Source organism: Pseudomonas sp. 13159349 (assembly GCF_013305685.1).
In the GTDB taxonomy this organism is placed as follows: domain Bacteria; phylum Pseudomonadota; class Gammaproteobacteria; order Pseudomonadales; family Pseudomonadaceae; genus Aquipseudomonas; species Aquipseudomonas asiatica.
This window is the reverse complement of the sequence record NZ_CP045553.1, coordinates 4,291,549-4,314,836: the sequence shown is the minus strand read 5'-3', so window position 1 is coordinate 4,314,836 and position 23,288 is coordinate 4,291,549. Positions and strand designations below refer to the sequence as shown.

Below are 23,288 nucleotides of genomic sequence, written 5' to 3'. Positions count from 1 at the left end.
CTCTGGAAGTCATCCTCGAAGCCTTCGAAGGCCCGCTGGACCTGTTGCTGTACCTGATCCGCAAGCAGAACATCGACATCCTCGACATTCCGGTGGCGGAAATCACCCGCCAGTACATGGGCTACGTGGAGCTGATGAAGAGCGTGCGCCTGGAGCTGGCCGCCGAATACCTGGTGATGGCTGCCATGCTCGCCGAGATCAAGTCGCGCATGTTGCTGCCGCGCTCGGCCGAGGTCGAGGAGGAGGAGGGTGACCCGCGCGCCGAACTGATTCGCCGGCTGCAGGAGTACGAGCGCTTCAAGGCTGCCGCCGAAGGTATCGATGAATTGCCACGGGTCGGCCGCGAGGTGGTGGTGCCGCGCCTGGAGGCGCCGCAGGCCAAGGTGCGCAAGCTGCTGCCCCAGGTCAGTCTGGAAGAGCTGCTGGTGTCGATGGCCGAGGTGATGCGCCGCAACGACCTGTTCGAAAGCCATCAGATCACCCGCGAGACCTTGTCCACCCGCGAACGCATGAGCCAGGTGCTGGAACGCCTGAAGGGTGGCGGTTTCGTGCCGTTCGTCGAGCTGTTCGCCGCCGAGGAGGGCAAGCTGGGCGTAGTGGTGACGTTCATGGCGATTCTCGAGCTGGTGAAGGAATCGCTGATCGAACTGGTGCAGAATGAACCCTTCGCCGCCATCCACGTGCGGCTTCGCCCGGCGCTTGTTGAAGACCCTGATGAACCTGAATGAACCCCGCGACCTCGCGTCGCTGATCGAGGCTTTCCTGCTGGCTTCGGGCAAGCCGCAATCCCTGGAGCGTCTGTACGAACTGTTCGAGGAAGCCGAGCGACCGGAGCCCAAGGTCTTCAGGCTGGCGCTGGAGCTGCTGGGCAAATCGTGCAACGGCCGCGCCTTCGAGCTCAAGGAGGTGGCCAGCGGTTACCGCCTGCAGATTCGCGAGGACTTTGCGCCGTGGGTCGGGCGCCTGTGGGAAGAACGCCCGCAGCGCTACTCGCGCGCGCTGCTGGAAACCCTGGCCCTGATCGCCTACCGCCAGCCCATCACCCGTGGCGAAATCGAAGATGTGCGCGGCGTGGCGGTGAACAGCAACATCATCAAAACCCTGATGGAGCGCGAGTGGATCCGCGTGGTCGGCTACCGCGAAGTGCCCGGGCGGCCGGCGATGTTCGCCACCACCAAGGCGTTTCTCGACCATTTCAACCTCAAGAGCCTGGACGAGCTGCCGGCCTTGGCCGAGCTGCGGGAGATGGAGCCCGAGCCGCTGCTCGACCCGGATGATGCGCCAGTGCCGGCGCACCTGCAGGCATTGGCGGATGCCAGCCTTGGGGAAGAGGAAGAGGTTGCCGAGCCGAAGGAGGAGACCAGCTTCCGTAGCCTGCTGGTGGAGCTGGATGCCATGGAAGAGGGGCTGAAGACCGATTTCGATGACTTGCGCGAGGAAGAGGCTGAGGCTGCTGTGGAAGAGGACGGCAAGTTGCAGCCCTGAGTCTTCTGTTGTCTGTGCTGGCCCTTTCGCGGGTAAACCCGCTCCCACAGGGATATTCCAGGCCCTGAGAGTGATGCGGTACCTGTGGGGGCGGGTTTACCCGCGAAGAGGCCGGTACTGCCAATACATAACCATTAGGCAGAAACCCCTCGCAAAGCCCACAAAACCCTCTACCCTCCAGTGCGTTCCCCCGCCGAACCGCGTATGATGCGCGGCCTTTTGGCGCGTTCGTCGCCAGAACCCTTATTTCATTCCTACACCGGGAGGTGCCCAGATGAGTGAGCAAGACCTGCAAGATACCGAGATCACCCCTCCATCCGGCGAAAAGCTGCAGAAAGTGCTGGCGCGCATTGGCGTTGGCTCGCGCCGTGACGTCGAGGCCTGGATCAGCCAGGGCCGCATCAAGGTCAACGGCGTCGAGGCCACCCTCGGCCAGCGCGTCGACCTGCACGACGCCATTGCCGTGGATGGCAAGCTGATCAAGCGCGAAGAGGCCGCCGAGGCCACCCGCCGGGTGATCATGTACAACAAGCCCGATGGCGAAATCTGCACCCGTGACGACCCGGAGGGCCGCCCGACTGTGTTCGACCGCCTGCCACGTCCGAAAGAAGGCCGCTGGATCAACATCGGCCGCCTCGATATCAACACCACCGGCCTGCTGCTGTTCACCACCGACGGTGAACTGGCCAACCGCCTGATGCACCCGTCCTACGAGATGGACCGTGAGTACGCGGTACGTGTGCGTGGTGAGGTCGACGACGAGATGATCGAGCGCCTGAAGGCCGGCGTGATGCTGGAAGATGGCCCGGCCAAGTTCACCGACATCCAGAAGGCACCCGGTGGCGAAGGCTTCAACCACTGGTACCACTGCGTGGTGATGGAAGGCCGTAACCGTGAAGTGCGTCGCCTGTGGGAGTCCCAGGGCATGGTGGTCAGCCGCCTGAAGCGCGTGCGTTTCGGCCCGGTGTTCCTCAACTCCGACCTGCCGATGGGCCGCTGGCGTGAAATGACCCAGGGCGAAATCGACATCCTCGCTGCTGAAGTGGGCCTGCAGCCGGTGGCGCTGCCAGCCATGAAGCTCAAGGCCAAGGACAAGATGGAGCGCCTGCAGCGCAAATCGACCCGCCCGCTGGGCCGTGGCGAGCGCGTGCGCAGCCTGCGCCCGGCCCACGAAGGTGCTGCTGCCGGCGAACGCCCGGCGCGCCAGGCGCGTGAAGAGGCCCCGCGCAAGACCGGCCGTGGCAGCACCGTGGCCGAACGCCCGAGCGAGATGCGCAAGCGTCCGGCCAAGCCTGAAGGTGACAAGCCGGCAGGGCGTGGCCGCGGCAAACCGCGTGGCTGATTGGCCTTTGCGTTGAAATAGAACCAGCCTTCGGGCTGGTTTTTTTATGGCTGTGAGAATTTGCGGCTGCTGCGCAGCCCATCGCGACACAAGGCCGCTCCTACAGGGCCGCGCAATATTTGAAATTGACGCGGTCCATGTAGGAGCGGCCTTGTGTCGCGATGGGCCGCAAAGCGGCCCCAAGATATTGAACAAAAAGAATTTTCGGACGACTGGCAAGTTCCCGAACCACCCTGTAAAGAAAATTGTACGAATGTAGTCGGTTTCAGCCCGGATTTCAGATTAGGTCGAATCGTGTAAACAAACCTTGCCGCCGACTCCCCATCAAAACAGCCAGCCAAGCCCCGCCCACCCTTGCCCAAAGCCCCGCCCCACGGTGTTATAGCCGCCATTGCCGTGTGCAAAAGCCTGCCCACAGAGCCAGGCTGACAAAACAACAAATGGAGGCGCCATGTACGCCGATCACTTCGCCTTTCAAGGCCCACACCACAGGATCGCTGCGTTTTTTCCCGAGGAAACGATGCAACGCGTTGACGCCTGCGCGTTTGCAGGGGTATACAGTGCGCCGCGTTTTACCTGTGACTCCTTTGCGTACCGCGCACTCTTGATCACGCCTGGTTGACCCGCTCCGGCGGCCCCTGAGGTCAGGAAACCCAAGGTAACCACCTTGCCCATTCCGCTGCGCCACGAGCGCGGTGGGTCCGATTCCGTCACAGATAAAAACAATGCAGGTGACTTCGTTCATGAGTGGACAAAACATGCATTCAGGCGAGCTCAAGCGGGGCCTGAAGAACCGCCATATCCAGTTGATCGCCCTCGGCGGTGCGATTGGTACCGGCCTGTTCCTCGGCTCGGCAGGCGTGATGAAATCCGCTGGCCCGTCGATGATCCTTGGCTACGCCATCTGCGGCTTCATCGCCTTCATGATCATGCGCCAGCTCGGCGAAATGATCGTCGAAGAGCCGGTGGCCGGCTCGTTCAGCCATTTCGCCCACACCTACTGGGGTGGTTTCGCCGGCTTCCTGTCGGGCTGGAACTGCTGGGTGCTGTACATCCTGGTGGGCATGTCGGAGCTTTCGGCGGTCGGCAAGTATGTCCACTACTGGTGGCCGGAGATCCCCACCTGGGTCACAGCGGCAGCGTTCTTCGTGCTGATCAACGCCATCAACCTGATGAACGTGAAGTTCTTCGGTGAGGCCGAATTCTGGTTTGCCATCATCAAGGTGGTGGCCATCGTCAGCATGATCGGCCTGGGTGCCTACCTGCTGACCAGCGGCAGCGGCGGCCCGGAAGCAACCGTGGCCAACCTGTGGTCGCACGGCGGCTTCTTCCCGAACGGTGTCAGCGGGCTGGTGATGGCCCTGGCCTTCATCATGTTCTCCTTCGGTGGCCTGGAAATGCTCGGCTTCACCGCAGCCGAGGCCGACAAGCCGAAGACCGTGATCCCCAAGGCGATCAACCAGGTCATCTACCGTATCCTGATCTTCTATGTCGGTGCCCTGGTGGTGCTGCTGTCGCTGACCCCATGGGACAACCTGGTCGCCAGCATCGATGCCTCCGGTGGCAGCTATGGCAGCAGCCCATTCGTGCAGGTGTTCTCGCTGCTGGGCAGTGACGTGGCCGCGCACCTGCTGAACTTCGTGGTCCTGACTGCAGCGCTGTCGGTGTACAACAGCGGCACCTACTGCAACGCCCGCATGCTGCTGGGCATGGCCGAACAAGGTGACGCTCCGGCGTCGCTGGCCAAGGTCGACAGCCGCGGTGTGCCGGTGCGCTCGATCCTGGCGTCGGCAGGCGTGACGCTGATCGCGGTGCTGCTCAACTACCTGATGCCGCAAAACGCGCTGGAGCTGCTGATGTCGCTGGTGGTGGCTACCCTGGTGATCAACTGGGCGATGATCAGTTACTCGCACCTGAAGTTCCGCCAGCACCTGGACCGCACTGGCCAGAAGCCGCTGTTCAAGGCGCTGTGGTACCCCTATGGCAACTACATCTGCCTGGCGTTCGTGGTGCTGATTCTGGGCATCATGGCGATGATCCCGGGTATCCAGGTTTCCGTGTATGCGATCCCGGTGTGGCTGTTCGCCATGTTCGTGGTCTACATGGTCAAGCCGCGTCGCAAGGCGCAGGCCCTTGGGGCTGCTGGTAGCGTGGCCAAGTAAGGCGCTGCAGGTAGCGTACAAAAGACCCGAAGTCAGGAACTGGCTTCGGGTTTTTTATTGCCTGTAACGGCCTCTTCGCGGGTAAACCCGCTCCCGCAGGGACATCACCTGACCTGAAAGCAGCGCTATACCTGTGGGAGCGGGTTTACCCGCGAAGAGGCCGGCACAGGCAAGAATCAGATCTGCTCCAGCAACCAACTGCGAAACGCCCGCAGCGACGGCAACGCCTCATTGCGCGGCGGGTAGATCAGGTAATAACTGCGCTGGCTGGCAAATGCCACCCCTGGGCTGTAGAGCTCACCCTTGGCCAGTTCTTCCTCCACCAGTATGCGCGGCACCAGGCCGATGCCGATCCCGGCCCGTACCGCCTGGATCAGGTGCGAGGTCAGCTCGAAGCTCGGCCCCAGGCGCATCGCCCGGTGCGCCAGGCCATGGTGCGAGAACCACTCGCCCCAGGCATGCGGGTTGTTGGCCACATTCAGCAGCACCTCTTCAGTGATGCGTGCAGGGCTCCAGCCTTGGCTGTCCGCACCAGCCTCAGGCGGCAATATCACCACCAGTTCCTCGGCATGCAGGCGATGGCAGATCAACCCCGGCAGGTCGTGGCTGGCCACGCCGATGGCGGCATCGATCTCGCTGGTGTCGAAGTTGATGGCTTCGATGCGTGAATGTATGTGCACCAGCATGCCCGGGTGTGCGCTGTAGAAGGCATGCAACCGCGGCAGCAGCCATTTCGAACCGAAGGTGGGCAGGGTGGCCAGGCGCAAGGTGCCTACCCCCGACTGGTAGGCCAACGCCTGCAAGGTGGCGCTGCGGATGCGCCCCAGTGCTTCGCTGAGCTCGCGCTGGTACAGGCGGCCGACATCGGTCAGCTGCACCTGGCGCCCCTCGCGGCGGAACAGGGTCAGGCCCAGTTGCTGCTCCAGCGCCTGCACCTGGCGGCTGACCGCGCTCTGGGTGAGCGACAGCTCGGCGGCGGCTCGGGTGTAGCTTTCATGCCGGGCGGCAGCCTCAAAAGCCAGTAGCAGCGACATGGACGGGGTGAGATGGCGGTAATTCATTCATGAAAGTCATTAATAGCGGCAGGATTATCCGTTTGCCCCTGAAGCGAAACTACAGGAACATTGGCCTGCACGTCACCTCCGCATGTCATCACCCATGCCGGAACGACAGGAATCCCGTGAATTAGCCAATATCAAGAGGCCATCCTTCGATGATCGCCCAGCTGCCGACCGTTGCCCCGAGCGCCAACTACCCCGAATTCCTCGAAGCCCTGCGCAACAGCGGCTTCCGTGGCCAGATCAGTGCCGACTACGGCACCCGCACGGTGCTGGCCACCGACAACTCGATCTACCAGCGCTTGCCACAGGCGGCGGTGTTCCCGCTGGACGCCGACGATGTGGCGCGGGTCGCCACGCTGATGGCCGAGGGGCGCTTCCAGCAGGTCAAGCTGACCCCACGCGGTGGTGGTACCGGCACCAACGGGCAGTCGCTGACCGACGGTATCGTCGTCGACCTGTCGCGGCACATGAACAAGATCCTCGAAATCAACGTCGAGGAACGCTGGGTGCGGGTGCAGGCCGGTACTGTCAAGGACCAGCTCAACGCTGCGCTCAAGCCGCACGGGCTGTTCTTCGCCCCCGAGCTGTCCACCTCCAACCGTGCCACTGTCGGCGGCATGATCAACACCGATGCCAGTGGCCAGGGCAGTTGCACCTATGGCAAGACCCGCGACCACGTACTGGAGCTGCACAGCGTGCTGCTCGGTGGCGAGCGCCTGCACAGCCTGCCGATCGACGATGCTGCGCTGGAACAGGCCTGTGCCGCGCCCGGCCGGGTCGGCGAGGTGTACCGCATGGCGCGGGAGATCCAGGAAACCCAGGCCGATCTCATCGAAGCCACTTTCCCCAAGCTCAACCGTTGCCTGACCGGTTATGACCTGGCCCACCTGCGCGACGAGCAGGGCCGCTTCAACCTCAACAGCGTGCTGTGCGGTGCCGAGGGCTCGCTGGGCTATGTGGTCGAAGCCAAGCTCAATGTGCTGCCGATCCCCAAGTACGCCGTGCTGGTCAACGTGCGCTACACCAGCTTCATGGATGCACTGCGTGATGCCAACGCGCTGATGGCGCACAAGCCGCTGTCGATCGAGACCGTCGACTCCAAGGTGCTGATGCTGGCGATGAAGGATATCGTCTGGCACAGCGTCGCCGAATACTTTCCGGCAGACCCCGAGCGCCCGACCCTGGGCATCAACCTGGTGGAGTTCTGCGGCGACGAGCCGGCCGAGGTCAATGCCAAGGTGCAAGCGTTCATCCAGCACCTGCAGAGCGACACCAGCGTCGAGCGCCTGGGCCATACCCTGGCCGAGGGTGCCGAGGCGGTGACCCGCGTCTACACCATGCGTAAACGTTCGGTGGGCCTGCTGGGCAACGTCGAGGGCGAAGTACGCCCGCAACCGTTCGTGGAAGACACCGCGGTACCGCCGGAGCAACTGGCCGACTACATCGCCGACTTCCGTGCACTGCTCGATGGCTACGGCCTGGCCTATGGCATGTTCGGCCACGTCGATGCCGGCGTGCTGCACGTGCGCCCGGCGCTGGACATGAAGGACCCGGCCCAGGCCGCACTGGTCAAGCCGATTTCCGACGCCGTGGCGGCGCTGACCAAAAGCTATGGCGGCTTGCTGTGGGGCGAGCACGGCAAGGGCCTGCGTTCTGAATACGTGCCGGAGTACTTCGGCGAGCTGTACCCGGCGCTGCAGCGCCTGAAAGGCGCCTTCGACCCACACAACCAGCTCAACCCGGGCAAGATCTGCACCCCGTTGGGCAGTGCCGAAGGCCTGACCCCGGTCGATGGCGTAACCCTGCGCGGCGATCTCGACCGCACCATCGACGAACGCGTGTGGCAGGACTTCCCTAGCGCCGTGCACTGCAACGGCAACGGCGCCTGCTACAACTACGACCCCAACGACGCCATGTGCCCGTCGTGGAAGGCCACCCGCGAGCGCCAGCACTCACCCAAGGGCCGTGCCTCGCTGATGCGCGAATGGCTGCGCCTGCAGGGCGAGGCCAACATCGACGTGCTGGCGGCGGCACGCAACAAGGTGTCGTGGCTCAAGGGCCTGCCGGCACGCCTGCGCAACAACCGCGCGCGCAGCCAGGGCCAGGAAGACTTCTCTCATGAGGTGTACGACGCCATGGCCGGCTGCCTGGCGTGCAAGTCGTGCGCCGGTCAGTGCCCGATCAAGGTCAACGTGCCGGACTTTCGCTCGCGCTTCCTCGAGCTGTACCACGGCCGCTACCAGCGCCCGCTGCGTGACTACCTGATCGGTTCGCTGGAGTTCACCATCCCGTACCTGGCCCACGCGCCAGGGCTGTACAACGCGGTGATGGGCTCGAAGTGGGTGAGCAAGCTGCTGGCCGACAAGGTCGGCATGGTCGACAGCCCGCTGATCAGTCGCTTCAACTTCCAGGCTACCCTGACCCGCTGTCGCGTCGGCGTGGCCAGCGTGCCGGCACTGCGTGAGCTGACCCCGGCCCAGCGCGAGCGCAGCATCGTGCTGGTGCAGGATGCATTTACCCGTTACTTCGAGACACCGCTGCTGTCGGCCTTCATCGACCTGGCGCACCGCCTGGGCCACCGGGTGTTCCTGGCGCCGTACAGTGCAAACGGCAAGCCACTCCACGTTCAGGGCTTCCTCGGTGCGTTTGCCAAGGCGGCTGTCCGTAATGCGACCCAGCTCAAGGCCCTGGCTGACTGCGGCGTGCCGCTGGTGGGCCTGGACCCGGCGATGACCCTGGTGTATCGCCAGGAGTACCAGAAAGTGCCGGGCCTGGATGGCTGCCCGCAGGTGCTGTTGCCGCAGGAGTGGTTGATGGACGTGCTGCCGGAGCAGGCACCGACTGCGCCGGGCAATTTCCGCCTGATGGCGCACTGCACCGAGAAGACCAACGTGCCGGCCAGCACCAAGCAGTGGGAGCAGGTGTTCGCCCGTCTGGGCCTGAAGCTGGTGACCGAGGCGACTGGTTGCTGCGGTATGTCTGGTACCTATGGGCACGAGGCGCGCAATCAGGATACCTCGCGGACCATCTTCGAGCAGTCGTGGGCGACCAAGCTGGACAAGGAAGGCGAGCCGCTGGCGACAGGCTACTCGTGCCGCAGCCAGGTCAAGCGCATGACCGAGCGGCAGATGCGCCACCCGCTGGAAGTGGTGCTGCAGTACGCCAAGCGCTGACCATCAGGGCCTCGGGGCTGCCTTGCAGCCCCCTGGTTTACGCCGTCCCTGTAGGAGCAGCCTTGCGCTGCGAAGAGGCTGGTAGAGCCAATAGGTTTTCTTCGGCAGTAATGGCCTCTTCGCAGCACAAGGCTGCTCCTACAAGTCCCGTGCATGCCTTGAAGATGATGCCTGCCGATACAGATACAGGCTCAATACCAGCCCGCAAGCCGCCGCTGCTGCCGCAAACAGGAACATCGAAGCAAACCCGAACCCCGCCGCCACCGCGCCCACCAGCGGCCCGGTCACCCCCAGCGACAAATCGATGAACAGCGAATAAGCCCCCACCGCCGCCCCGCGGTTGGCCGCCGACACCTGGTTCACCGCCTCCACCCCCAGTGCCGGGAACACCAGCGAGAAGCCGAACCCGCTCAGTGCGGACCCCGCCAACGCCAGTTCGGCGCTGGGCGCCAGCCACAGCATCAGCAGCCCGAGTGTTTCCACCGACAGGCAGGCGATCGCCACCCGGAACCCGCCAAGCCGGTTGATCAGGTTGCCGAACAGTAGTCGCGCACTGATGAAGCTGGCGCCGAACAGGCTCAGCGTCAGTGCCGCATTGGCCCAGCCACGGCTGGCGTAATACAAGGTGATGAAGGTGGCGATGGTGCCAAAGCCGATCGAGCCCAAGGCAAGCCCCGAGCCGTGCGGGAACACCTTGCCCAGCACCCGCAGGAACGGCAGGCGCACGCCACTGACGATCGGTGTGGCCTGTTTGGGCCAGGCCAGCAGCAACCCGAGCGCACACAGCAGGATGATGCTCACGCCCATGCTCCACAGGCCCAGGCTCTTGACCATCAGCACGCCCAACGGAGCGCCGATGGCCAGCGCGCCATAGCTGGCGATGCCGTTCCAGGAAATGACCTTGGCCGTGTTTTCAGCACCTACGCGGCCAATGCCCCAGCCAATGGAACCGGAGCCCACCAGGCTTTCCGCACTGCCGAGTACCAGGCGGCCGACCAGCAGGCAGGCCAGGCTCAGCCAGGGCAGGTGGGTGAGGAAGGCGCAGGCCAGCATGAAAACCCCGCTGAGGCCGCAGCCGGCCAGGCCATACATGACCGCCTTCTTGCTGCCGTGGTTGTCGATGATGCGGCTGGCGGTGGGGCGGCTGAGCAGGGTGGCCAGGTACTGCACGCTGATCACCAGGCCCGCGACCACGGCACTGAAGCCCAGGTCGTTGTGCACATAGCCGGGCAATACGGCCAGCGGGATGCCGATGTTCAGGTAGCCGATGAAGGTGAAGAGGACGATGGAGACGACTTGCAGGGTGACCGCAAGAGGGCGCGGTGAGTGGGGCATGAGGGCCTACGTGGGTTCTGGACGGTGTGAAAACGTGATGACGGGGGTAGCCCGCAGGTCAGCCGTTTTCACACAGTCGGGGGATGCGCGGTTATTCCTGGTCAGCGCTTGATTGATCGTCACCATCCTGCTCGACGGCAGCTGCCGGTTCGGCGTGAACGGTCACGGTTGGCTCTTCTGGGTTCAGGCTTGGGAAGGGAAGATTCGGGATTTCATGCATCTCGTCGTTCCTCGCAAGTGTGAGTGAAAAGTCTGCGCCAGGCGCGTTTGAAGCTTCGCAAAGCTGGGGCAGGATACACAAGTCTGGATGACAGTTTGGATTTTTTGGCGGTCGCTTGTCGGTTTTGCGGGCGAACAGCGGACATGTTTTCCATAAAAAATGGGGCCATCGGGCCCCATTCTTTCAGTGCTTACTTGCGGCCTTCAGCCGTCTCCGCCACCTTGTCGGTGCGTGCGCACATGATGAAGTCATTGCGGTGCAGGCCTTTGATCGAGTGGCTCCACCAGGTCACGGTGACCTTGCCCCACTCGGTCAGCAGGCCCGGGTGGTGGCCTTCGGCCTCGGCGATCTCGCCCACGGCATTGGTGAACGCCAGGGCGTGCTTGAAGTTCTTGAACAGGAACACGCGTTCCAGCTCCATGTGGCCGTCACGTACTTCGATGTTCCAGTCCGGGATTTCGCGAATCAGCTCGGCCAGCTCTTCGTCGGTGACCTTTGGTGCGTCGGCGCGGCAGGCTTCGCAATGGGCTTGGTTCAAGGCATTCATGTGGTGTTTTCCGGTTCGAGTTGTTATCGGCAAGGTCGCTCAGGCAGCGACCTTGGGTGGAAACTTCGGTGCGTGCAGGCCCAGCTGCATGGCTTTGTGAACCATGCCCATGATGTCTTCGTGGGCCAGGTCGAACAGACGCTTCATGTTCGGTAGCACGAAATACAACGGCTGCAGGATGTCGATGCGGTACGGTGTGCGCATGGCCTCGATCGGGTCGAAGGCCTGGTGCTCGGGCTCGCCAGACAGACTGTAGACGGTCTCCTTTGGCGACGAGAGGATGCCGCCGCCATAGATCTTGCGGCCCTGCGCGGTTTCCATCAGGCCGAACTCGATAGTCATCCAGTACAGGCGCGCCAGGTACACGCGTTGTTCCTTGGTCGCGGCCAGGCCGAGCTTGCCGTAGGTATGGGTGAATTCGGCGAACCAAGGGTTGGTCAGCAGCGGGCAGTGGCCGAAGATCTCGTGGAAGATATCGGGCTCTTGCAGGTAGTCCAGCTCTTCCGGGGTACGGATGAAGGTGGCTACCGGGAAGCGCTTGCTGGCCAGCAGTTCGAAGAAGGTCTGGAAGGGGATCAGCGCCGGGACCCGAGCAACCTGCCAACCGGTGGTGGCGCCCAGCACCTTGTTGATCTCGCCCAGTTGCGGAATACGGTCATGGGGCAGCTTGAGCTGGTCGATGCCGTCCAGGTATTCCTGGCACGCGCGGCCTTCGATCACTTTCAGCTGACGGGTGATCAGGGTGTTCCATACCGCATGCTCTTGCTGCGGGTAATTGATAAAACCATGCGCATCGGGCTCGCGTGCCACGTATTGCGTCTGTTTCATGTGGCTCTCCTGGTGAGGGCTTTTCTTGTTATGTGCAGGACATGCCTAATGAATATCCCTTCGCTGGCCACTTTGCACGGGGTGGGCCAGTGAGCGGGACCGGCATTCGGCGATGTTTTCGTAACGATAATTTTACAAAAAGGCGTAGGTGTCGGAAAATCCGAGGCATCTGGCTGAAGCTTCGGCTGTTTTTGTCAGCTTATCTTTACGACTTTTCCGCGCGATGTTGAAAAACATTGGCGCTTCGAGAGCCCTCATGCGTATCAAAGTGCATTGCCAGAACCGTATTGGCATCCTGCGCGACATCCTCAACCTGCTGGTGGAGTACGGCATCAACGTGCTGCGCGGCGAGGTGGGCGGTGACCATGGCAACGCCATCTACCTGCATTGCCCGAACCTGATCAATCTGCAGTTCCAGGCGTTGCGGCCGAAGTTCGAGGCGATTGCCGGGGTATTCGGTGTCAAGCGCGTGGGGCTGATGCCCAGCGAGCGCCGACACATGGAGCTGAATGCGTTGCTGGGTGCGCTGGACTTTCCGGTACTGTCGATCGACATGGGCGGCAGCATCGTCGCCGCCAACCGTGCCGCTGCGCAGCTGCTGGGGGTGCGGGTGGACGAGGTGCCGGGCATGCCGCTGGCGCGCTATGTGGAGGACTTCGACCTGCCAGAGCTGGTGCGCGCCAACAAGTCGCGCATCAACGGCCTGCGCATCAAGGTCAAGGGCGATGTGTTCCTGGCCGATATCGCGCCGCTGCAGTCCGAGCACGACGACAGCGAGGCGCTGGCCGGCGCGGTGCTGACCCTGCACCGCGCCGACCGTATCGGTGAGCGCATCTATAACGTGCGCAAGCAGGAGCTGCGCGGTTTCGACAGTATCTTCCAGAGCTCGCGGGTAATGGCTGCGGTGGTGCGCGAGGCGCGGCGCATGGCGCCGCTGGACGCGCCTTTGCTGATCGAGGGCGAGACCGGCACCGGCAAGGAGTTGCTGGCGCGTGCCTGCCACCTGGCAAGCCCGCGCGGCCAGTCGCCGTTGATGGCGCTCAACTGCGCCGGGTTGCCCGAGTCGATGGCCGAGACCGAGCTGTTCGGCTACGGCCCTGGGGCATTCGAAGGGGCGCGGGCCGAGGGCAAGCTGGGGCTGCTGGAGCTGACCGCCGGTGGCACGCTGTTTCTCGACGGGGTAGGGGAGATGAGCCCACGCTTGCAGGTGAAGCTGCTGCGTTTTCTGCAAGATGGCTGCTTCCGCCGCGTAGGCAGCGATGAAGAGGTGTACCTGGATGTGCGAGTGATCTGCGCGACCCAGGTGGATTTGTCCGAATTGTGTGCCCGGGGCGAGTTTCGTCAGGACCTGTATCACCGGCTCAATGTGTTGTCGCTGCACATTCCACCATTGCGCGAATGCATGGATGGCCTGGAAGGGCTGGTGCAGCACTTTCTCGACCAGGCCAGCCGGCAGATCGGCTGCGCCATGCCGCGCCTGGCGCCAGCGGCGATGGATAAACTCGGCCAGTACCATTGGCCGGGTAATGTAAGGCAGTTGGAAAACGTGTTGTTCCAGGCGGTTTCGTTATGCGAAGGCGGCGTGGTCAAAAGTGAACATATACGTTTGCCGGATTACGGCGTGCGCCAACCGCTGGGTGAATTTTCGCTGGATGGGGATCTTTCGCAGATTGTCGGACGTTTTGAAAAAGCGGTACTGGAAAGTTTGATGGGGGAATTCCCGAGTAGTCGGGCTTTAGGTAAAAGACTGGGTGTTTCGCATACGACTATTGCCAACAAGTTGAGGGATTATTCACTTGGCAAGTCTGCAGAATAATCCGCCTTTATAAAAGGCGGGACTGCTGCGCAGTCCTTTCGCGACACAAGGCCGCTCCTACAGGTACTGCGCAATGTTTGAAGCCTGCGCAGTACCTGTAGGAGCGGCCTTGTGTCGCGAAAGGGGCCCGCAGGGCCCCAATTCACAAGGTATCAGCCGTTCGAGCAGCCGTTCCCCATCACGCGGTATTCGAGAATGTGCTTCTGGCCCTTGGAGTCCTCGTAGGTCATGCGGGCTGGCACGACTTCGCACACATTGGGCACTTCGCTCATGGAAATGACGCGGGCAATGTCCAGGTGCTGCGAGTAACTGTACTGTTCAACCGGAATCTGCTCGGCATCTTTGGCTTCGCCGGCCATCGCCGCGCCGCAAAGACTGCCAAGTACCAATACCAGTAAAGCTTTCATTTTCAATTTACCTGTCTAAGGTCGTGAGGGGGCACGCGGCGCTTATGGCGCCGCGAGTATTGCTAGTTTTAACTATCAGGTTTGGAGGGGGATTAACGCTTGCCTTCGTGGGGGCTGTTACCAGTTGTTAATCGCCTTGCCGTTGCTGGCGAGGTGAATTTTATGGCTGGGGCCAAGGCCGAAACAGTGGGTCTTTTGATAAAGTGTTTTGACAGAATCTGTAACAATCCTCTGGTAAACCGCGCCCGTAATTTCTCGCCTGGGCTGTAAGGTGCGTGCCAGAGCGCTTTGTCTGAACGGGCGTACCAAATTACTACCAACGTCGAATGGCTTTTGTCGCTCTGGTACAGTTACAAACGGTTCCATACAAAAACAACTATTACACCGAGGTAACACAGATGAGTGCGGCTCCACTGTATCCCGTTCGTCCCGAGGTTGCGGCCACCACCCTGACCGACGAGGCCACCTACAAGGCCATGTACCAGCAATCGGTGATCAACCCGGACGGCTTCTGGCGCGAGCAGGCCCAGCGCATCGACTGGATCAAGCCGTTCACCAAGGTCAAGCAGACCTCCTTCGACGACCATCACGTCGATATCAAATGGTTCGCCGACGGCACTCTGAACGTTTCCTCCAACTGCCTGGACCGCCACCTCGAAGAGCGCGGTGACCAGTTGGCCATCATCTGGGAAGGCGACGACCCTTCCGAACACCGCAACATCACCTACCGCGAACTGCACGAGCAGGTCTGCAAGTTCGCCAACGCCCTGCGTGGCCAGGATGTGCACCGGGGTGACGTGGTCACCATCTACATGCCGATGATCCCCGAAGCCGTGGTCGCCATGCTGGCCTGTGCCCGTATCGGTGCGATCCATTCGGTGGTGTTCGGCGGCTTCTCGCCCGAGGCGCTGGCCGGTCGCATCATCGACTGCAAGTCCAAGGTCGTGATTACCGCCGACGAAGGCGTACGCGGTGGCCGGCGTACCCCGCTCAAGGCCAACGTCGACCTGGCGCTGACCAACCCTGAAACCAACAGCGTGCAGAAGATCATCGTGTGCAAGCGCACCGGTGGCGACATTGCCTGGCACCAGCACCGCGACATCTGGTACGAAGACCTGATGAAAGTCGCCTCCAGCCATTGCGCGCCGAAAGAGATGGGTGCCGAGGAAGCGCTGTTCATCCTTTATACCTCCGGCTCCACCGGCAAGCCGAAGGGCGTGCTGCACACCACCGGTGGCTACCTGGTGTACGCCGCGCTCACCCATGAGCGCGTGTTCGACTATCGCCCGGGCGAGGTGTACTGGTGCACCGCCGACGTGGGTTGGGTCACCGGCCACAGCTACATCGTTTACGGCCCGCTGGCCAACGGCGCCACTACCTTGCTGTTCGAAGGCGTGCCGAACTACCCCGACATCACGCGCGTGTCGAAGATCGTCGACAAGCACAAGGTCAACATCCTGTACACCGCGCCAACCGCCATCCGCGCGATGATGGCCGAAGGGCAGGCTGCTGTTGAAGGTGCCGATGGCTCCAGCCTGCGCCTGCTGGGCTCGGTGGGGGAGCCGATCAACCCCGAAGCCTGGAACTGGTACTACAAGACCGTGGGCAAGGAGCGTTGCCCGATCGTCGACACCTGGTGGCAGACCGAGACCGGCGGCATCCTGATCAGCCCGCTGCCGGGCGCCACCGGCCTCAAGCCGGGCTCGGCAACCCGCCCATTCTTCGGCGTGGTGCCGGCGCTGGTGGACAACCTGGGCAACCTGATCGAGGGCGCTGCCGAAGGCAACCTGGTGATCCTCGATTCCTGGCCGGGCCAGTCGCGTTCGCTGTACGGAGACCACGACCGTTTCGTCGATACCTACTTCAAGACCTTCCGTGGCATGTACTTCACCGGCGACGGTGCGCGCCGCGACGAGGATGGCTACTACTGGATCACCGGTCGCGTGGATGACGTGCTGAACGTCTCCGGTCACCGCATGGGTACTGCCGAGATCGAAAGTGCCATGGTGGCGCATGCGAAAGTGGCCGAGGCCGCGGTGGTAGGTGTGCCACACGACATCAAGGGGCAGGGCATCTATGTGTATGTCACCCTCAATGCCGGTATCGAGGCCAGCGAGCAGTTGCGCCTGGAGCTGAAGAACTGGGTGCGCAAGGAAATCGGCCCGATCGCCTCGCCGGATGTGATCCAGTGGGCGCCGGGGCTGCCGAAGACCCGGTCGGGCAAGATCATGCGCCGCATCCTGCGCAAGATTGCCACGGGTGAGTACGATGCCCTGGGCGATATCTCGACCCTGGCCGACCCGGGTGTGGTGCAACACCTGATCGATACCCACAAGGCCATGAGCTTGGCTTCGGCCTGATAGCCGCGTCGCACATTTTGTAGGGGGCTGTGGGAGCGCCTACAGGAGCTGTGCCGCCAACAAGAACCCCGCCCGGGCAACCGGCGGGGTTTTTGCTTTACTGTTACCCGACATTCATCGGTAACTGTTCTGTCACCGGCGTCGCACAATATCGGGGCGCCAGGAAACAAATCCGGCCTGTTTCGGTGCGTTTTCGCAGCCTTTTTTGCGACACGGCACGCTGCACTTGCCGTAATACAAGGCTTTGCCAATAATAGGCCCGGGAATTGCTAGTACTATAGGTTCTATTTCTTGCGCTCTTGCATATTTTGCAATGGCTGTCAACATCGCCCGTTGCCGTTTCAAGCGCTTCTGTAAGTAGTTGTCGCTTTGAAGAAATATCGACTACCGGGCTGTCGTTAAAATGCCACTCACTCGCTCGTGGTCTGCGGCCTTGGTCGAACCCTGCGCGGCTCGCGTTGTACCCATTCGCATATCGGGCAGCCGTTACCTGCCTTGTATTGCCCTGTACCGATGGAGTTACCTGATGAAGAAGCTCGCACTGCTTGGCGCCCTGGCGCTGTCCGTGTTTTCCCTGGTGTCGCAGGCCGATGAAAAACCGCTGAAAATCGGCATCGAAGCCGCCTACCCACCCTTCGCCTTCAAGCAGCCAGACGGCAGCATTGCCGGTTTTGACTACGACATCGGCAACGCTCTGTGCGAAGAGATGAAGACCAAGTGCACCTGGGTCGAGCAGGAGTTCGACGGCCTGATCCCGGCGCTGAAAGTGCGCAAGATCGACGCCATCCTGTCGTCCATGTCGATCACCGAAGACCGCAAGAAATCGGTCGACTTCACCAAGCGCTACTACCTGACCCCGGCGCGCCTGGTGATGAAGGAAGGTACCGCCGTCAGCGACAGCCTGGATGAGCTCAAGGGCAAGAAGATTGGTGTGCAGCGCGGTTCGATCCACGACCGCTTCGCCAAGGAAGTACTGGGCGCCAAAGGTGCCACCGTGGTTCCTTACGGCACCCAGAACGAAATCTACCTGGACGTGGCGGCTGGCCGCCTCGATGGCACCGTGGCCGACGCCACCCTGCTGGAAGATGGCTTCCTCAAGACCGACGCCGGCAAGGGCTTCGCCTTCGTAGGGCCGTCCTTCACCGACGCCAAGTACTTCGGCGACGGCATCGGCATTGCCGTGCGCAAAGGTGACAAGGCCAACGTCGACCGCATCAACGCGGCCATCGACGCCATTCGTGCCAACGGCAAGTACAAAGAAATCGAGAAGAAGTACTTCAACTTCGATATCTACGGTCCAGACTCGAAATAAGACGTCGGGTTTCACCTGTGCAATGGTGCAAACAGCAGAGGCTCTGAGGTTTGCACCATTTTTCATTCTCTAGGTCGAGGACCTCATCATGTTGAAAGGCTACGGGGCAGTCATCCTCGACGGGGCGTGGCTGACGCTTCAGCTCGCCCTGTCGTCGATGGCCCTGGCCATCGTGCTCGGCCTGATCGGTGTGGCACTGCGCTTGTCGCCGGTGCGCTGGCTGGCCTGGCTGGGCGATCTGTATTCCACGGTGATTCGTGGTATTCCGGACCTGGTACTGATCCTGCTGATCTTCTACGGCGGGCAGGACATCATCAACCGGGTTGCGCCGCTGCTCGGTTATGAAGACTACATCGACCTGAATCCGCTGATCGCGGGTATCGGTACCCTGGGCTTCATCTTTGGTGCCTACCTGTCGGAAACCTTCCGCGGTGCGTTCCTTGGTATTCCGAAAGGCCAGGCCGAAGCCGGCGTGGCGTATGGCATGAGCAACCGCCAGGTGTTCTTCCGCATCCAGGTGCCGCAAATGATTCGCCTGGCGATCCCGGGCTTCACCAACAACTGGCTGGTGCTGACCAAGGCCACCGCGCTGATTTCGGTAGTGGGCCTGCAGGACATGATGTTCAAGGCCAAGCAGGCGGCCGATGCCACCCGCGAGCCTTTCACCTTCTTCCTGGCGGTGGCGGCCCTGTACCTGGTGCTGACCAGCATCTCGCTGCTGGCCCTGAAGTATCTCGAGCGCCGCTACTCGGTTGGCGTCAAGGTGGCTGAACTATGATCTTCGACTACAACGTCGTCTGGGAGGCACTGCCGATGTATTTCGGCGGCCTGCTGACCACCCTCAAGCTGCTGGCGATTTCGCTGTTCTTCGGGCTGCTGGCGGCCATTCCGCTGGGCCTGATGCGGGTGTCCAAGCAGCCAGCGGTCAATCTCGTGGCGTGGCTTTACACCTACGTGATCCGCGGCACGCCGATGCTGGTGCAGCTGTTCCTGATCTACTACGGCCTGGCGCAGTTCGAGGCGGTGCGCGAAAGCTTCCTGTGGCCGCTGCTGTCCAGCGCTACCTTCTGCGCCTGCCTGGCGTTCGGCATCAACACCAGTGCCTACACCGCCGAAATCATCGCCGGCAGCCTCAAGGCCACGCCGCATGGCGAAATCGAGGCGGCCAAGGCCATGGGCATGTCGCGCATGAAGATGTACCGGCGCATCCTGCTGCCGTCGGCCCTGCGCCGGGCGCTGCCGCAGTACAGCAACGAAGTGATCATGATGCTGCAGACCACCAGCCTGGCGTCGATCGTTACCCTGATCGACATCACTGGCGCTGCGCGCACGGTCAATGCCCAGTACTACCTGCCTTTCGAGGCCTATATCACGGCGGGCGTGTTCTACCTGTGCCTGACCTTCATCCTGGTGCGCCTGTTCAAGATGGCCGAACGCCGCTGGCTCGGCTACCTGGCGCCGCGCAAGCACTGACCGCTTTGTGAGAATCGACAGCATGTACAAACTCGAAGTCCAAGACCTGCACAAGCGCTACGGCAGCCATGAAGTGCTCAAGGGCGTGTCCCTGTCGGCCAAGGCAGGCGATGTCATCAGCATCATCGGCTCCAGCGGTTCGGGCAAGTCGACCTTCCTGCGCTGCATCAACCTGCTGGAGCAACCGCACGCCGGCAAGATCCTGCTCAACAACGAAGAGTTGAAGCTGGTACCGGGCAAGGATGGTGCGCTCAAGGCAGCCGACCCGCGTCAGCTGCAGCGCATGCGCTCGCGCCTGTCGATGGTTTTCCAGCACTTCAACCTGTGGTCGCACATGACCGCGCTGGAAAACATCATCGAAGCGCCGGTGCACGTGCTGGGCGTGAACCGCAAGGAAGCCCTGGAAAAGGCCGAGCACTACCTGGCCAAGGTCGGAGTCGCCCACCGCAAGGACGCCTTCCCGGGGCACATGTCCGGCGGCGAGCAGCAGCGTGTGGCAATTGCCCGGGCGCTGGCCATGGAGCCGGAGGTCATGCTGTTCGACGAGCCGACCTCGGCGCTGGACCCGGAACTGGTGGGCGATGTGCTCAAGGTGATGCAGTCGCTGGCCCAGGAAGGCCGCACCATGGTGGTGGTGACCCACGAAATGGGCTTTGCCCGTGAGGTTTCCAACCAGCTGGTGTTCCTGCACAAGGGCCTGGTGGAAGAAACCGGCTGCCCGCGCGAAGTGCTGGCCAACCCGCAGTCGGAGCGCCTGAAGCAGTTCCTCTCCGGCAGCCTGAAGTAAAAGCTGCATTTTTGCACCAGAATAGGGCATGCTGCGCGGCGAGCGCAGCCTGACCCGGCGCACAGACTCGAACGACCTCAGGTTTCGGACCGCACCCTATGACCACCCAGCGAATCGGTTTTCTCATTTGGCCCAGCACCCGGCCCTTGACCCTGGCGCTGGCCGAGGAAGTGTTGCAGGTGGCGCAGCGGGTGCACCCGGAGGTGGTCTACGATCTGGTCTTTCTGCAGGCGGAGCCGGCGCAAGAGGGTAGCTGGCGTTTGCCGGGCGAGCCGTGGAACGGTCGCCTGGAGGGGTGTCACAAGCTGTTCCTGTTGGCTGACGAGCAGCCGCCGGCGGTGGGGGCTGCGTTGTCTACGGCGCTCAAGCAGTTGGCGCGCAGTGGCTGCATGATTGGCGGCCTGTCGGCCGGGGTTTACCCTCTGGCGATGCTGGGCCTGCTCGACGGTTACCGGGCTGCGGTGCACTGGCGCTGGCAGGATGATTTTGCCGAGCGCTTCCCCAAGGTTATCGCCACCAGTCACCTGTTCGACTGGGACCGCGATCGCCTGACCGCTTGTGGCGGCATGGCCGTGACCGACCTGCTGCTGGCAGTGTTGGCCCGTGATCACGGGGCGGAGCTGGCCGGGGCGGTGTCGGAGGAACTGGTGGTCGAGCGCATTCGCGAGGGTGGCGAGCGCCAGCGTATTCCGCTGCAGAACCGCCTGGGCTCCAGCCACCCCAAGCTGACCCAGGCGGTGCTGCTGATGGAAGCCAACATCGAAGAGCCGCTGACCACCGACGAAATTGCCCAGCACGTGTGCGTGTCGCGCCGGCAGCTGGAGCGCATCTTCAAGCAGTACCTGAACCGTGTGCCGAGCCAGTATTACCTGGAGCTGCGGCTGAACAAGGCGCGGCAGATGCTGATGCAAACCAGCAAGTCGATCATCCAGATCGGGCTGTCCTGCGGCTTCTCCTCGGGGCCGCATTTTTCCAGCGCCTACCGCAACTTCTTTGGCGCAACGCCGCGGGAGGATCGCAACCAGCGGCGTAGCAGCAGCCCGTTCGAACTGAGCTCGGCGCCTGCCGAAAAAGGCTGATATTTCGAGGGGGTTTGGGGCGTATGCCTTGGGTTTGATGGTGCGGCGGAAATCGAGCGCCGCCCGCGCGGCGCTTCGCGGGACAAGCCCGCTCCCACATTTGTTGCAACGTGCCGAACCTGTCAGGCCATTGTTGTCAGCCTTGTTGCCTTGACGCGGTTTCCCGGCTGGCGCTACCGCCGTCTCGCCAGTCTCAAACTCTCCGCCAAAGCTGGCAACGCCTTTCCCACAGGCATGGCCACGTTGCAACAAATGTGGGAGCGGGCTTGTCCCGCGAAGCGCCGCGCGGGCGGCGCTCGGTCTCACAGGCGCCGCCCCCGTTTCGCCGAACCTCCCTGGCCCCTCACAAACCTTCGTGTACACCCGTTCACCCAGCCCCCCTCTCTCCCGTACACTGCGCGATTGCGACAGTGTTTGTCGCATTGCCGAAAGCCTTGTCAAAACTGGGTTTTGCGCTGTAACAAGTTGTCGCTTGGCCGCAAGGACAGGCGCGGATCAGTCCTTACAATCCCCCCATCGCTCGCCACTTCCAGGCCAGCGTTCCTCTTCAGGAGACTCAGATGTCCGTTGAGCAAGCCCCGGTGCAACGTGCCGATTTCGACCAGGTCATGGTCCCCAACTATTCTCCGGCGGCCTTCATTCCTGTGCGAGGCGAGGGCTCCCGTGTCTGGGACCAGTCGGGTCGCGAATTGATCGATTTTGCCGGTGGCATCGCGGTCAACGCCCTGGGCCACTGCCACCCGGCACTGGTCAAGGCCCTGACCGAGCAGGCCAATACCCTCTGGCACGTATCCAACGTGTTCACCAACGAGCCGGCCCTGCGCCTGGCCCACAAGCTGGTGGAAGCCACCTTTGCCGACCGTGCGTTCTTCTGCAATTCCGGCGCTGAGTCCAACGAGGCCGCCTTCAAGCTGGCCCGTCGTGTTGCCCATGACCGCTTCGGCCCGGAAAAGCACGAAATCATCGCCACCGTGAACAGCTTCCACGGCCGTACCCTGTTCACCGTAAGCGTCGGTGGCCAGCCGAAGTACTCCGATGGTTTCGGCCCGAAGATCACCGGCATCAGCCATGTGCCGTACAACGACCTGGAAGCGCTGAAGGCACAGATTTCCGACAAGACCTGCGCCGTGGTGATCGAGCCGATCCAGGGCGAGAGCGGCGTGGTGCCGGCCGACAAGGCCTACCTGGAGGGCGCGCGCAAACTGTGTGACGAGCACAACGCCCTGTTGATCTTCGACGAAGTGCAGACCGGCGTTGGCCGTACCGGTTCGCTGTATGCCTACCAGCACTACGGCGTTACCCCGGACATCCTGACCAGCGCCAAGAGCCTGGGCGGCGGTTTCCCGATCGGTGCCATGCTGACCACCACCGAACTGGCCAAGCACTTGGCCGTCGGCACCCACGGCACCACCTACGGCGGCAACCCGCTGGGCTGCGCCGTCGCCTGCGCGGTGCTGGACGTGGTCAACACCCCGGAAACCCTGGCCGGTATCAAGGCCAAGCATGAGCGCTTCAAGGGCCGCCTGGAGCAGATCGGCCAGAAGTACAACCTGTTCAGCCAGGTGCGTGGCGTTGGCCTGCTGCTGGGCTGCGTGCTGACCGAGGCCTGGAAAGGCAAGGCCAAGGACGTGCTCAACGCCGCCGAGAAAGAAGGCGTGATGGTGCTGCAGGCCGGCCCGGATGTGGTCCGCTTCGCGCCAAGCCTGGTAGTTGAAGACGCCGACATCGACGAAGGCCTGGACCGCTTCGAGCGCGCCGTGGCCACCCTGACCAAGGGCTGATCCGCCCGCGGTCCCTTTGCCGGCCACGGTGCAGGCTCAGCCCGAGTCTGTACCGGGCCGGTGATACCCGATCCCAGTGCAGGTGCCAGTGCATCTGCCGTTTTTCCGTGCCGCCGTGAG

19 protein-coding genes are annotated in these 23,288 nt (G+C 62.5%); 13 read left to right on the top strand and 6 right to left on the bottom strand.

Annotated features, from left to right (window positions below):
• The first annotated feature begins 2 nt into the window (after positions 1-2).
• From GEV38_RS19915 to GEV38_RS19900, 4 genes are all read left to right on the top strand, one after another.
• A complete protein-coding gene (locus GEV38_RS19915) occupies positions 3-728 on the top strand; it encodes a ScpA family protein (RefSeq protein ID WP_161551480.1) in 726 nt (241 codons plus the stop codon).
• Complete coding sequence (gene scpB, locus GEV38_RS19910) at positions 715-1,485, top strand: SMC-Scp complex subunit ScpB (protein ID WP_054573798.1); 771 nt, start codon at positions 715-717, stop codon at positions 1,483-1,485. The genes GEV38_RS19915 and scpB overlap by 14 nt, the downstream gene beginning before the upstream one ends.
• A gap of 274 nt (positions 1,486-1,759) precedes the next feature.
• Complete coding sequence (rluB, locus tag GEV38_RS19905) at positions 1,760-2,827, top strand: 23S rRNA pseudouridine(2605) synthase RluB (protein WP_013973666.1); 1,068 nt, start codon at positions 1,760-1,762, stop codon at positions 2,825-2,827.
• A 743-nt stretch (positions 2,828-3,570) separates the two neighbouring features.
• Positions 3,571-4,989 (top strand): amino acid permease, encoded by a 1,419-nt coding sequence (locus GEV38_RS19900; protein WP_161551429.1) that lies wholly within the window; start codon positions 3,571-3,573, stop codon positions 4,987-4,989.
• A gap of 176 nt (positions 4,990-5,165) precedes the next feature.
• On the opposite strand, the gene GEV38_RS19895 is transcribed toward GEV38_RS19900, so the two are convergent.
• A complete protein-coding gene (locus GEV38_RS19895; RefSeq protein ID WP_015271277.1) occupies positions 5,166-6,050 on the bottom strand; it encodes a LysR substrate-binding domain-containing protein in 885 nt (294 codons plus the stop codon).
• A gap of 152 nt (positions 6,051-6,202) precedes the next feature.
• Here GEV38_RS19895 and GEV38_RS19890 point away from each other — a divergent pair, with 152 nt between their 5' ends.
• A complete protein-coding gene (locus tag GEV38_RS19890) occupies positions 6,203-9,223 on the top strand; it encodes an FAD-binding and (Fe-S)-binding domain-containing protein (RefSeq protein WP_054573799.1) in 3,021 nt (1,006 codons plus the stop codon).
• Positions 9,224-9,361: 138 nt separating this feature from the next.
• Here GEV38_RS19890 and GEV38_RS19885 read toward each other — a convergent pair whose 3' ends face one another.
• The 4 genes from GEV38_RS19885 to phhA all read right to left on the bottom strand — a co-directional run bounded on the left by GEV38_RS19885 (position 9,362) and on the right by phhA (position 12,153).
• Positions 9,362-10,558: an MFS transporter gene (locus tag GEV38_RS19885; protein WP_054573800.1), complete on the bottom strand. Its 1,197-nt coding sequence runs from the start codon at positions 10,556-10,558 to the stop codon at positions 9,362-9,364.
• Between the two features lie 91 nt (positions 10,559-10,649).
• On the bottom strand, positions 10,650-10,778 hold the full coding sequence (locus GEV38_RS27795) for a hypothetical protein (protein WP_015271274.1): 129 nt from the start codon (positions 10,776-10,778) through the stop codon (positions 10,650-10,652).
• Between the two features lie 190 nt (positions 10,779-10,968).
• Positions 10,969-11,325 carry a 4a-hydroxytetrahydrobiopterin dehydratase gene (locus tag GEV38_RS19880; RefSeq protein WP_003254532.1) on the bottom strand — a complete coding sequence of 119 codons (357 nt, stop codon included), beginning with the start codon at positions 11,323-11,325 and terminating at the stop codon, positions 10,969-10,971.
• Between the two features lie 39 nt (positions 11,326-11,364).
• Positions 11,365-12,153, bottom strand: coding sequence for a phenylalanine 4-monooxygenase (phhA, locus tag GEV38_RS19875; protein ID WP_015271273.1), 789 nt, complete (start codon positions 12,151-12,153; stop codon positions 11,365-11,367).
• Between the two features lie 256 nt (positions 12,154-12,409).
• Between phhA and GEV38_RS19870 the strand changes: the two genes are divergently transcribed.
• Complete coding sequence (locus GEV38_RS19870; protein WP_015271272.1) at positions 12,410-13,969, top strand: sigma-54-dependent phenylalanine hydroxylase transcriptional regulator PhhR; 1,560 nt, start codon at positions 12,410-12,412, stop codon at positions 13,967-13,969.
• Between the two features lie 152 nt (positions 13,970-14,121).
• Here GEV38_RS19870 and GEV38_RS19865 read toward each other — a convergent pair whose 3' ends face one another.
• Positions 14,122-14,376: a DUF2790 domain-containing protein gene (locus GEV38_RS19865; protein WP_003260110.1), complete on the bottom strand. Its 255-nt coding sequence runs from the start codon at positions 14,374-14,376 to the stop codon at positions 14,122-14,124.
• Between the two features lie 398 nt (positions 14,377-14,774).
• On the opposite strand from GEV38_RS19865, the gene acs reads away from it, so the two are divergent.
• From acs to GEV38_RS19830, 7 genes are all read left to right on the top strand, one after another.
• Entirely contained in the window at positions 14,775-16,736 is a 1,962-nt protein-coding gene (gene acs, locus GEV38_RS19860) for an acetate--CoA ligase (protein ID WP_015271271.1), read from the top strand.
• 526 nt (positions 16,737-17,262) lie between these two features.
• A complete protein-coding gene (locus GEV38_RS19855; protein ID WP_054573801.1) occupies positions 17,263-18,048 on the top strand; it encodes an ABC transporter substrate-binding protein in 786 nt (261 codons plus the stop codon).
• An 88-nt stretch (positions 18,049-18,136) separates the two neighbouring features.
• Entirely contained in the window at positions 18,137-18,826 is a 690-nt protein-coding gene (locus tag GEV38_RS19850; RefSeq protein WP_003260113.1) for an ABC transporter permease, read from the top strand.
• Positions 18,823-19,521, top strand: coding sequence for an ABC transporter permease (locus GEV38_RS19845; protein ID WP_003260115.1), 699 nt, complete (start codon positions 18,823-18,825; stop codon positions 19,519-19,521). Before GEV38_RS19850 ends, GEV38_RS19845 begins: the two co-directional genes overlap by 4 nt.
• Before the next feature lie 22 nt (positions 19,522-19,543).
• Positions 19,544-20,308 carry an ABC transporter ATP-binding protein gene (locus tag GEV38_RS19840; protein ID WP_013973655.1) on the top strand — a complete coding sequence of 255 codons (765 nt, stop codon included), beginning with the start codon at positions 19,544-19,546 and terminating at the stop codon, positions 20,306-20,308.
• Between the two features lie 98 nt (positions 20,309-20,406).
• Complete coding sequence (gene argR / locus GEV38_RS19835; RefSeq protein WP_054573802.1) at positions 20,407-21,387, top strand: transcriptional regulator ArgR; 981 nt, start codon at positions 20,407-20,409, stop codon at positions 21,385-21,387.
• 560 nt (positions 21,388-21,947) lie between these two features.
• Positions 21,948-23,168: an aspartate aminotransferase family protein gene (locus GEV38_RS19830; protein WP_054572798.1), complete on the top strand. Its 1,221-nt coding sequence runs from the start codon at positions 21,948-21,950 to the stop codon at positions 23,166-23,168.
• The last annotated feature ends 120 nt before the right edge of the window (positions 23,169-23,288 follow it).